The sequence below is a fragment of the Intrasporangium oryzae NRRL B-24470 genome, from assembly GCF_000576595.1.
Taxonomy (GTDB): domain Bacteria; phylum Actinomycetota; class Actinomycetes; order Actinomycetales; family Dermatophilaceae; genus Intrasporangium_C; species Intrasporangium_C oryzae.
In genome coordinates, this window is record NZ_AWSA01000003.1 from 144,182 (window position 1) to 154,990 (window position 10,809).

10 protein-coding genes are annotated in these 10,809 nt (G+C 72.4%); 3 read left to right on the plus strand and 7 right to left on the minus strand.

From position 1 onward, the window contains the following. Positions 1-78: 78 nt before the first annotated feature. Positions 79-1,026, minus strand: a complete 948-nt coding sequence (gene pfkB, locus N865_RS02345; protein WP_034801045.1) for a 1-phosphofructokinase — start codon at positions 1,024-1,026, stop codon at positions 79-81. After that, positions 1,023-1,784: a DeoR/GlpR family DNA-binding transcription regulator gene (locus N865_RS02350; protein WP_034801047.1), complete on the minus strand. Its 762-nt coding sequence runs from the start codon at positions 1,782-1,784 to the stop codon at positions 1,023-1,025. The genes pfkB and N865_RS02350 overlap by 4 nt, the downstream gene beginning before the upstream one ends. A 286-nt stretch (positions 1,785-2,070) precedes the next feature. On the opposite strand from N865_RS02350, the gene N865_RS22130 reads away from it, so the two are divergent. Next, the gene (locus N865_RS22130; RefSeq protein WP_084327868.1) at positions 2,071-4,251 is read left to right on the plus strand and encodes an ATP-dependent DNA ligase; all 2,181 of its coding nucleotides are present in this window, start codon (positions 2,071-2,073) and stop codon (positions 4,249-4,251) included. Between the two features lie 21 nt (positions 4,252-4,272). Here N865_RS22130 and N865_RS02360 read toward each other — a convergent pair whose 3' ends face one another. After that, positions 4,273-4,935, minus strand: coding sequence for a methyltransferase domain-containing protein (locus N865_RS02360; RefSeq protein ID WP_034801049.1), 663 nt, complete (start codon positions 4,933-4,935; stop codon positions 4,273-4,275). 97 nt (positions 4,936-5,032) lie between these two features. Next, the gene (locus N865_RS02365; RefSeq protein WP_034801052.1) at positions 5,033-6,823 is read right to left on the minus strand and encodes an alkaline phosphatase D family protein; all 1,791 of its coding nucleotides are present in this window, start codon (positions 6,821-6,823) and stop codon (positions 5,033-5,035) included. 311 nt (positions 6,824-7,134) lie between these two features. Between N865_RS02365 and N865_RS02370 the strand changes: the two genes are divergently transcribed. Next, positions 7,135-7,725: a DoxX family protein gene (locus tag N865_RS02370; RefSeq protein ID WP_245603635.1), complete on the plus strand. Its 591-nt coding sequence runs from the start codon at positions 7,135-7,137 to the stop codon at positions 7,723-7,725. Positions 7,726-7,736: 11 nt separating this feature from the next. Beyond that, complete coding sequence (locus N865_RS02375; protein ID WP_034801054.1) at positions 7,737-8,285, plus strand: hypothetical protein; 549 nt, start codon at positions 7,737-7,739, stop codon at positions 8,283-8,285. A 60-nt stretch (positions 8,286-8,345) separates the two neighbouring features. On the opposite strand, the gene N865_RS02380 is transcribed toward N865_RS02375, so the two are convergent. The 3 genes from N865_RS02380 to N865_RS22955 form a co-directional block, all read right to left on the minus strand. Next, on the minus strand, positions 8,346-8,732 hold the full coding sequence (locus N865_RS02380; protein ID WP_034801187.1) for a VOC family protein: 387 nt from the start codon (positions 8,730-8,732) through the stop codon (positions 8,346-8,348). Positions 8,733-8,871: 139 nt separating this feature from the next. Beyond that, positions 8,872-9,282, minus strand: coding sequence for a pyridoxamine 5'-phosphate oxidase family protein (locus N865_RS02385; protein WP_034801057.1), 411 nt, complete (start codon positions 9,280-9,282; stop codon positions 8,872-8,874). A gap of 139 nt (positions 9,283-9,421) precedes the next feature. Beyond that, on the minus strand, positions 9,422-10,809 hold a 1,388-nt coding region (locus tag N865_RS22955), incomplete at its 5' end, for a hypothetical protein (RefSeq protein ID WP_211244834.1).

Below are 10,809 nucleotides of genomic sequence, written 5' to 3' on the forward strand. Positions count from 1 at the left end.
GGTTTCCAACGGGGGTTCAGCGGGTTCAGCGGGTCGAGCAGGTCGAGCAGGTCGAGCACCAGGTGCCCGGCGGGCGGTTCAGGTCGCCAGGGTTCGGGTGAGGTCGGGGGTACGGGTCATCTCGACCGGGATGCCGCGCAGGTCGTCGGGAGACGGAACGCGGCTGCCGGGGAGGGTGACGGCCGCCGCACCCCAGAGCACGCCCGTCGAGAGCGCGTCGGGGGCGGACTGGCCGCTCGACAGTCCGTGGAGCAGTCCGGCGAGCATGCAGTCGCCGGCCCCCACGGTGGACAGGGGCGCGGAGATGGTCGCCCTGGCGTGGACGACCTCGTCGGCGGTGACGAGGAGCGCTCCGTCGCCGCCGAGGCTGACGGCGACGATCTCGATGCCGTCGGCCACGAGCTCGTGGGCTGCGGCACGGACGTCGCTCAGCCTCGGCAACGCGTGCCCGACGAGCTCGGCGAGCTCTTCGTGGTTGGGCTTGATGAGGCTCGGACGGGCGGCCACGGCCGCGGCGAACGGGGCGCCGGACGAGTCGACGGCCACGCGCACACCGCGCTCTCGCACGCGCGCCACGAGGACGGCATACAGCTCGGTCGGGGCGCCGGGAGGGAGGCTCCCGCACCCGACGACCCACGCGGCGCCGGCGGCGCGCTCGAGGGTGGCGGTGAGGAGGGCGTCGACCTCGGCCGGGGAGAGCTCGGGACCGGGCTCGTTGAGCTTGGTCGTCGTGCCGTCGGGCTCGAGGACGCTGATGTTCATGCGGACCGTCCCCGAGACGGGGACGCTGCAGTGGTCGACCCCGGCGTCGTCGAGCAGCTCCTCGAGGAGGTGACCCTCGGGGCCGCCGATGGGCAGCACCGCCGTCGTCGCCGCGGACTGGGCGGCCAGGGCGCGGGAGACGTTGACGCCCTTGCCGCCAGGGTCGATCCGGCCGCCACCGGCGCGGTGCACCTCCCCGCGGTGGAGGGCGTCGATGAACACGGCGCGGTCGATGCTCGGGTTGGGGGTCAGGGTCACGATCATGCGGTCACCACCTCTGGTCCGGCCGAGCGGATCTCGGCAGCGACGTCGTCGTCGAGATCGGTGTCGGTGATGACGACGTCGATGTCGGCGAGCTCTGCGAAACGGTGGAGGTGGTCGTCGCCGGCCTTGCTCGAGTCGGTGAGGACGACGCACGTCCGGGCCGCCGCGACCATGGCGCGCTTGACGAGCGCCTCGGACTGGTCGGGCGTCGTGAGGCCACGGGCGACGGAGAGCCCGTTGGTCCCGATGAAGGCGACGTCGACGACGACGTCGGAGAGCGCAGTCGTCGTCCACTCCCCGACCGCCGCACCGGTCTGGCCGCGCACACGCCCGCCGAGGAGGTAGAGGCTGATGCCCGGGTGGGTGGACAGGACGGTGGCGGCCGCGAGGCTGTTGGTCAGGACCGTGAGGTCGAGGTCGGGCGGGAGGAGCTCGGCGACCGCCTGGGTCGTCGACCCGGCGTCGAGGATGATGCTGCCGCCCGCGGGGAGCTCGTCGAGGGCGCGGGCGGCGATGCGTCGCTTGACGTCGGCGAGGCGTCCGGAACGGGTCGCGAGGGAGGGCTCGACCTCGAGGCGCTCGACGGGGATCGCACCGCCGTGGACCCGGCGGAGGGATCCGCGCCGCTCCAGAGCGGTGAGGTCGCGGCGGATCGTCTCGGCAGCGACGCCGAGCGAGTCGGCGAGGGCGGTGACCTCGACGCGGCCGGCACGCCGGGCCTCGGCGATGATCCGCTGCTGCCGCTCCGCTGCGTACATGGGACTTCCTCGTCCTCCGGCGGCCCCTCGGTGGGCCTCTTGCGAATCATGAAACCACCCAACCGGGCACCGAGTAAAGAGATTCGGGCACCCGTTTTTGTGGTTTCTTCCCGACAGACCGGCCATGCGCAGCCATTCAGGTGCCCGAACGGGCACAAAGGTGACGTTCGGGCACCCGCGCGGCCCAGCGGCATACGTCCCTCCGTATGCCGTTGGGCCCGGTTGCGTCCGAAAGGCCGGGCTCGCGTCCGGCTCGGTGTCCGAACCCGTGGCTACGATCGGGCAGGTGAGCGCGAAGCCCGCTGTCGTCGAGGCGCCCGGCCCGGAAGGGGTCCGCGAGGTGCGGATCTCGAGTCCCGACCGGGTCCTCTGGCCCGGCGCCGGGATGGCCGACGGGCAGCCGGTCACCAAGCTCGACCTGGCGCACTACCTCGTCGCGGTCGCCGACCCGCTCCTGCGGGCCCTCGGCGACCGTCCCGTGACGCTCCAGCGCTTTCCCGAGGGGATCGAGGGCGAGGAGTTCTTCTCGAAGAACCCGCCCAAGGGCGTGCCCGACTTCGCCCGGACCGTCATGTGCACCTACCCGTCCGGCCGGCGGCACCCGCAGCTCGTCGTCGACGAGGTCGCGACCGCGGTGTGGGCCGCGCAGATGAACACCATCACCTTCCACCCATGGCCGGTGCGGACGGCCGACGTGGACAAGCCCGACGAGCTGCGCATCGACCTCGACCCGCAGCCGGGACGCGGGTTCGCCGACGCGGTCGCGGCGGCCCTGGCCCTGCGTGAGGTCATGGCCGGCATCGGCCTGACCGCCTGGGCCAAGACGTCCGGCAACCGCGGCGTCCACGTCTACGCCCGCGTCGCGCCGACCCACGAGTTCCTCGACGTCCGACACGGCGTCATCGGCATCGCCCGCGAGCTCGAGCGGCGCCTGCCCGACCTCGTCACCACCTCGTGGTGGAAGGAGGAGCGGGGCGAGCGCGTCTTCGTCGACTTCAACCAGGCGTGCCGAGACCGGACGATCGCCTCGGCCTACTCCCCCCGTCCACTGCCGGGGGCGCCCGTCTCGACGCCCGTGACGTGGGACGAGCTGGCGACGGTCCACCCGAGCGAGTTGACCGTGCGGACCGTGCCCTCGCTCGTGGCCTCTCGAGGCGACGCGTGGGCGGGCATCGACGACGCGATCGGCGACGTGGCTGCCGCAATCGCCTTGTGGGACAAGGACGTCCACGAGCGTGGGCTCGGCGAGCTCAACTTCCCGCCCGACTATCCCAAGATGCCCGGCGAGCCGCCGCGGGTCCAGCCGAGCAAGCGCCGCCAGGACCGCGCAGACGCCGACTACCTCGCGCCCAAGGCCGACCGTGATGCCGAGACCCGGGCGACGTGGGGCATGCCCGTCATCCCCCACGTCCCGCCGATGCTCGCCAAGGCGGTCAAGGACTTCGGCGCCGTCAAGGGCGACGTCGTCTACGAGCCGAAGTGGGACGGCTTCCGGTCGATCATCTTCCGCTCGGGCGACCTCGTCGAGATCGGCAGCCGGAACGAGAAGCCCATGACGCGCTACTTCCCCGAGATCGTCGAGGCCGTCAAGGCGAGCTTCCCCGACAAGGCTGTGATCGACGGCGAGATCATCCTCATCGACCCGGCGACCGGCGACCGGCTCGACTTCGAGCTGCTCCAGCAGCGGATCCACCCCGCCGCCTCCCGCGTCAAGAAGCTCGCGGCCGAGACGCCCGCCTCGTTCGTCGCCTTCGACCTGCTCGCCCTCGGGGAGGAGAGCTACCTCGACCGACCGTTCTCGGAGCGGCGTGCCGCCCTCGAGACCGCGTTGGCCGGCGCCGAGCCGCCGATCCACCTGACGGCGGCGACGACCGACCGTGACGTCGCACGCGAGTGGTTCACCCAGTTCGAGGGGGCCGGGCTCGACGGCGTCATCGCCAAGCCCGTCGACGTCACCTACCAGCCCGACAAGCGGGTCATGTTCAAGGTCAAGCACGAACGCACCGCCGACTGCGTCGTCGCCGGCTACCGCGTCCACAAGAGCGGCCCCGACGCGATCGGCTCGCTCCTGCTCGGCCTCTACGGCCCCGACGGCCAGCTCGCCAGCGTCGGGGTCATCGGCGCCTTCCCTATGGCCCGGCGGCGCGAGCTCTTCGAGGAGCTCCAGCCCCTCGTCGCGGAGTGGGAGGGCCACCCGTGGAACTGGGCCCAACCCGAGGAGGGCGTGCGGACCCCGCGGTCATCGGAGTTCTCGCGGTGGAACAACCAGAAGGACCTGTCCTTCGTCCCACTCCGCCCCGAGCGTGTTGTCGAGGTCCGCTACGACCACATGGAGGGGACGCGCTTCCGGCACACGGCGCAGTTCGTCCGGTGGCGCGATGACCGCACACCCGAGTCATGCACCTTCGAGCAGCTCGACGAGCCGGTCTCCTACGACCTCGCCGACGTCCTCTCGGCCGGTTCCTGACCGACCCGGCGGGGCTGCGCCTCAGGAGACGGCGGGCACCGGTGCCCGGGTGGCCGTGATCATCTTCCACAGCCCACCGCCGTGCTCGTGTCTCGCCGCGACCCCGTGGTCCCCCAGGACGCGGACCATCTCGTCCGGGTCGTGGGCGAAGGTGCGGTACTCGAGTCGGCGCAGCCGCAGCCCGAGATTCTCCATCGCGAGCAGGGCGCGGGACAGGACGTTGCGCGGCGGGTGGGTGAAGACCACCCCGCGCAGGGCATGGTCGGCAGCCGCGCCGAGCAGCCGCTCGTAGTCGGGGTAGCAGCACACGACCCGGTGCATGACGACGAAATCCGCAGGGTCGGCGACCGACCCGTCGGCCGCGACATCGCCGAGGCGACGGTCGACGCGTCCGGTCATCCCGGCCTCCGCGATCAGGGCCTTCGCCTCGCCTTCGTAGCCCGGGCTCAGCTCGAGGTTCGTCGTGCGGGCGGCACCGCGCCGGAGCAGCTCGAGCTGGATCTCGCCGACCCCGCCGCCGATCTCGAGGACGGTAGCCCCCTCGATCCCCTGGGACACGAGCCAGTCGACCATGCGCTGGGACGCGCGGTCGAGTCCACGCTTGCGGTAGCGGGCGGCCACGTGACGGGCGAACCTCGGTCCGAAGAACGTGTCGCATCCGCGCGGGTCACAGCAGCCGGCCATGCCCCGAGTATGCCGTGCCGTCCCCACCTCCCGGTCGATGTTTCCCCGCGTGCCCTGGGGCGCGGTGATACATCGAACCGGGAGGAGGTGGGGGTGGTCAGGCTCCAGCCGGCTGGTCCGACCTCGGACCGACCGGCCCGGCGGCGAGTGACACGCGGCGACTGCCCGCGAGCGTCTGGAAGCTCCGCGCGTAGGTCGGCACGACCGCCGCGTCGACGCGCGGGTCGGGCGCGACGCTGGTCGGCGCGGGAGTGTGGTGGTAGTCGGCCTGGACGCGTTCCGGCGTCACGTCGATGACGGTGAAGCCGTGCCGGACGCCGTCGATCCAGCGGATCCAGGGGTTGAGCAGCTGCGCGGCGCCGATCGCCTGGTTCGTCACGGCGACGACGACTTCCGGCGGCGACCCGGCCAGCTGCGGCGACCGGCTCAGCACCTCGAAGAACCCGTCGCTCGTCACTGACGGGCACACGAACTCGACGCCCGCCGAGGTGTACGCGGGGCTGCCCGGCCGTGCGGCCACCGGCAGGTCGCACGCGAAGGACGCGTGGATGTCGCCGGTCAGCACGACCGCGTCCCCGGCGTCCGAGCTCGCCTGCGCGGCAGCGTGGGTGAGCAGGCTCGTGCGGTCGGCCGTGTAGCCGTCCCACTGGTCGGCGTTGACGAAGGTCAAGCCCGGCGCCCCCAGTGCCGCGCCCGGGTAGAGCACCGGCGAGATCATGACCTGGTTGCCGAGGAGGTGCCAGGTGCGGCCCTCCTCGGCGAGGCCGTCCTGGAGCCACGTCATCTGCTCGGGCTCGGGAAGGTGGCGCAGCGGCGACGCGATGGCGCCGTCGATGGCCGGGTCGATCCCGACCGGCACGAACCCGTCGAACGGGACATTCGGCACGGTCACCTGGCGGCTGCGGTTCTGCCGGGTCTCGAGGATCGACAGGTCGCCGAGTGCGCCGTACGTGAACCGCTTGAAGAAGCGCGTTCCCTGGTGGGGCACCGACTGGTCGGGCAGCCGGAACGGCATCCACTCGAGGTAGGCCTGCATGGCCTGTGCCCGGCGCTGGAGGTAGTCGCCCTCCTCTGGCGACTGGTGGTTCTCGGCGCCGTCGGCCCACGCGTTGTTGGCGACCTCGTGGTCGTCGAAGATCGTGATCCACGGGTGCTTACGGTGCGCCTTCTGGGCGTCGGGGTCGGCCTTGTGGAGCGCGTGCCGGAGGCGGTAGCCGAGCAGGTCGATCGTCTCGGTCGCGGGCTGGCCGTCGCGGACGCCGATGAGCGCGGCCGGGCCGTAGCGGTCGGCGCCGTTGCCGTACTCGTAGATGTAGTCGCCGACGTGGAGGACGAAGTCGAGGTCGTTGCGATCGGCGATCGCGCGGTAGGCGGTGAAGTAGCCGCCGGTGTAGTTGCTGCAGCTGACGAGGGCAAGCCGCAGGGCGTGGACCTCGCCCGCGATGTCACCCGCGGTCTGCGTGCGCCCCACCTCGCTGAACTCGCCGAGCGACTGGAACCGGTACCAGTAGCGGGTGTAGGGGTCGAGGCCCGTGACGTCGATCTTGACCGTGTGGTCGCTGTCGGGAGAGGTCATGACGGTGCCGTGCGCGGCGAGGCGGGTGAAGTCCCGGTCGCGGGCGACCTGCCAGCGGACCGGGATCGGTCTGCCGAGTCCGCTTCCCGGGGTCGCCACCGGTTCGCCGGGACGAGCCGGCGGCGTGGCGCGGGTCCAGATGATGACGGAGTCGGCCGTCGGGTCGCCGCTGGCGACGCCGTAGCCGAAGATGCCACGACTGGCCGGCGCGGCAGCGGCGGCGGGGTCGAAAGCGCGGGGAAGCGCGAGGGCGGCGGTGGCCGCGGCCGCGCCCTTGAGCAGGGTGCGGCGGTCGACGGATGGCGGAGTCATGCTCCGGAGGCTATGCCCGTCGGACGGCCTCACGGGACCTTTCGGGCAAACGCTCGTTGACCGGCGGGTGGTCTCTGAGGGAGGGCCCGAGGACGTCGTCCCGGGGGCCGCCGAGGCCTGCGTATGCCGCCGGGCCGGGTCCCCGACGACTGTCCAGCGGGTGCCCGATTCGTTCCCCGATGCGAGATTCGCGACTTTCGGTCGCGCGAAATCTACGTCCCGACAAGGCAATTCGCGTGGTCGAGGTATCAGTCCGGGAGGTCGGCCCCCTGTCGTCAGGACATCGGAAACACACCAGGGGGAAACCACTCATGTCACAGCTCATCCTCGACCGACGCGGCACCGAGACCCGGTCCGCCGTCGAGACCCACTCCACCAGCGAGCCCCAGACCGCCATCGAGACCCGAGCCGGCGAGACCCGTGCGACCCGTGCGTCGAAGCCGACGCTCGTCGACCTCGCCATCGGGCACCTTCAGCGCCTGCTCGACGCCTACAGCGTCATGGCGCTGCGGATCAGCCTCGGCCTCGTCTTCCTCGGCTTCGGCGTCCTCAAGTTCTTCCCGGGGCTCAGCCCCGCGGAGGCCATCGCATCCGCGACGATCGACCGCCTCACCTTCGGCCTCGTCAGCGGGCGCAGCGCCGTCGTCCTGACGGCCGTCCTCGAGACCTTCATCGGCCTGACGCTCGTCTCGGGAAAGCTGCTCAGGACGGGGCTCGTCGTCCTCGCCGGGGCGTTCGTCGGGATCCTCTCGCCGCTCGTCCTCTTCTTCGACGAGCTCTTCCCGCACGGCCCGACGCTGCTCGGCCAGTACGTCCTCAAGGACATCGTCCTCGTCGCCGCCGCCCTCGTGGTGGCTGCCGCCGCCCTCGGGTCGCGCCTGCGCTCCGACTCCGGAGCCTGAGGGGACCTGTCATGACGACCACCACGTTCGACGCCCGCGAGCCGGACCGCACGAACTCCAACGCCGGCAGGTACGACGCGCCCTGGGACTACACCAAGCGCACCGGACTGCTCGCCCCGAGGGCCGAGACCCATCGCTTCCCTGCCCCGATCTACCTGCGCGCCGACCGGGTTCGTGAGGAGCGCACCGTCGCACAGCAGGCGCTCGCGGCATCCGACCGCACGTCCTCACGGCGGATCGGCGCGGCCGCAGGAGCCGTGCTCGTCCTGCTCATCGGCCTGGCCGCGCTCTACCTCACGGGGCTCGGGTCCGACAGCTCGCCGATCGGGCAGATCGTGACGCTCGAGGCAGCCGTCGTCGTTGCCGTGCTCGCCTTCGTGGGGCTGCTCCGCCGGCGCAGCGTCGCGCACGAGCAGCTCGAGGCGCGGGCCAGGCTCTACGACGTCAGGCTCGCCGAGCTCCAGCGCGAGGCACAGCGGATGTCGGCCCAGCGCCCGTCGCCACAACGCCCGTCGCCACAGGGGGCCTCGGCCCACCGGCTCACGGCTGCACGGGCCTGAGCTCCTCTCGCCGAACCCCGAGACCTGAACCCTGCTACCTGCACGCCCAGGGAGCAGGGTTCAGCCAGGTCCGTCCGTCTCGATGACCGAGAGGATGTTGCCCGACGGGTCGGTGAACCAGGCGATGAGCGGACCGCCCCCGCGGAAGACGCCCTTGGCGTCGGTCTCGGCGGGCGTTCCCTCGTAGTGCTCGAACCGCACGCCCCGCGCCGAGAGCTCGTCGACGGCCGCCTCGATGTCGGCGACGGGGAAGTTGAGGATCGTGTACGTCGCCGGGACGTGGTCGGGCTTGGGGTAGACGATGGTCGGCCGGTCGGGCGCGAGGTGCAGAGTGAGCATCCCGTTCTCCTCCGTGACCCGCAGGCCCAGCGTGTCCCCGTAGAAGGTCTTGGCTGCAGCGACGTCCTTGACGGCGAAGCCGCTGAACGCCTTCGAGCTCTCGAGCATGAGGGTCCCCTTCGTCCGATGGTCCGCAGCGATGGGTGAGACCGCGGCCCTCTCCAGTGTGGGCCCGCTCCGCCGGTCCTGAACAGGGTCATCGCCTGCGAACGCCACGGCGCGGTCGGCTCGGCGGATGTCCACCACCTCAACGGACGTTCTTCAGCCTCCCCCAGGCGTGCCAGCTCGAGATCTCGATCCACGCGCTGACGCGCGGGCGGTCGCGCACGGCATACGGCTTGCCCGTGTAGTGCGTTGCGATCCGGTCGATGTCGACGAGCCCCTCGTCGTCGAGCAGCTCGACGACCCGGCCCTGGATGCTCACGTGCGTCAGCCACTCGGAGGGGTCCATCGCGCTGAGAGCCACGCGCGGCTCGGAGCGGAGCCATTCGAGGCGCTTGCGGCCGGCGTCCATGTTGACGAGGATGCGGCCCCCGTCGAAGAGGTACCACGTCGGCACCGACACGGGCTGCCCGTCGGGCCGGACCGTGGAGATCGTGGCGTGCCAGGGGTGGGCGAGCGCATCGGAAACGGCTTGGGGCAGTGGCGGTTTCGACACGGCACCTTCCTCTCGTCGACCGGCCGGAGCGCCCACACCCGGGCGCGACCGTTCCAACGTACGCCTGCCGGTCCCGCCTCGGGGCACCTCTGAGGTCGCGGCACGGCTGTGGACGCGGCACGGCTGTCGACGTGGCAGCTCAGCGCTGCGTCCACGTCCCGCGGCGCAGCTCGCCCGTGAAGTCGGTCAGCACCGCCTCGGCGAGCGCCGCCGTGAGCTGCCGCCCGCGCACGCTCTGCGGGTGCCGGACCGCGTGCCGCGCCTCCCGGTATGCCGGGTCGCCCGCTCCCAGCCGCCGGCGCAGCGCCGCGCGCGCCTCCTCACCGACGTCGAGCGTGAGGGAGAGCGAGACCGAGTGCCACTCCAGCCAGGACTCCTCCTGGGGCCAGTCCTCGAGGACGAGCGCGGCCGCCGTCTGGAGGTCGAGGCGGGTGATCCAGTCGGCGAGCACCCGGGCCCGTCCGGCCGCGGAGTCGGGCCACTCGACGATCGCGCGCGAGGCGCCCTCGTCACCCCACTGCCGGTCCTCCAGGACACCAGGCGCGACGACCGTGAGGCTGTTGCCGCCCTCCCAGCTGACGGGGGCGCCTCCTGAGTCGCTGAACCACGTCGACCGCGCGATCTCCTCACCCGAGAGCGCGTCGCCCTCGGGCGTGAGGACGGCCCACCGCCACCGGCGGCCGGCCCGGACCGCCGTGAGCGAGCGGCCGTCGAGCGTGCAGCGGACGCCGTCGTGGGGGCCGGGGACACCCTCGCCAGCGGAGGGTACCCGGAGCAGCGCGAGCAGCTCACGGTCGTCGAACCCGGGCGCGGCGTACTCCGTCTCGGCATCGGCTCGGATGGTGTGCAGCGCGGAGGTCGCCGCCACCGCGCCGGCGGCGGTCGCATACCGTCCGACCACGGTCGATCTCCACGGCCCGGAGCCGCGGGAGACGTGGGCGACGACGGAGAGGCCACCGGCGGGACCGGCAGGGTCGGCGGGCTGAGCGGGGTCGGCGGGCTGAGCGGGCTCGGCGGGGCCGGCAGGACCGTCGCTCTCCGCCATGACGAACCAGCGCTCCCGGCGCCCGGACGGGAGGGTGCGCCGCATGGACAGCACCGTGCCCTCGGGCGCCGGCGGCCACACCCCGGTGAGGAGGTCGGCGAGGGTGTCGCCCAGGCGCTCGTGATGCCGGGCCGTCCCAGGCGGTGGCGCGAGGTCGGCGACCGACCCGGCCGACGCCGCCGACCAGAAGGACCCCACCGACCCGACCGCGACCGTCGGTCCGCCGGAGAGGCCGGGCACGACGAGGACGCCCGACTCGGCCGCCGCGGCGGACCATTCGATCCCGGCTGCGACGACGTCGTGCGGTGCCCATCGGTGCGCGTCGAAGGCTGACGCAGAGGCGGGGTCGCCGCCGAGCCGGGTCCAGGCTCGGACCTGCTTCGGTCGCCAGGCGGCGGGCCACCCGGCCGCGACGTCTGCCTCGTGTTGCGCCTCGGCCCGCGCCCGGGCCTCCCGCGCACGGGCGGCCGCCACCTCACGCG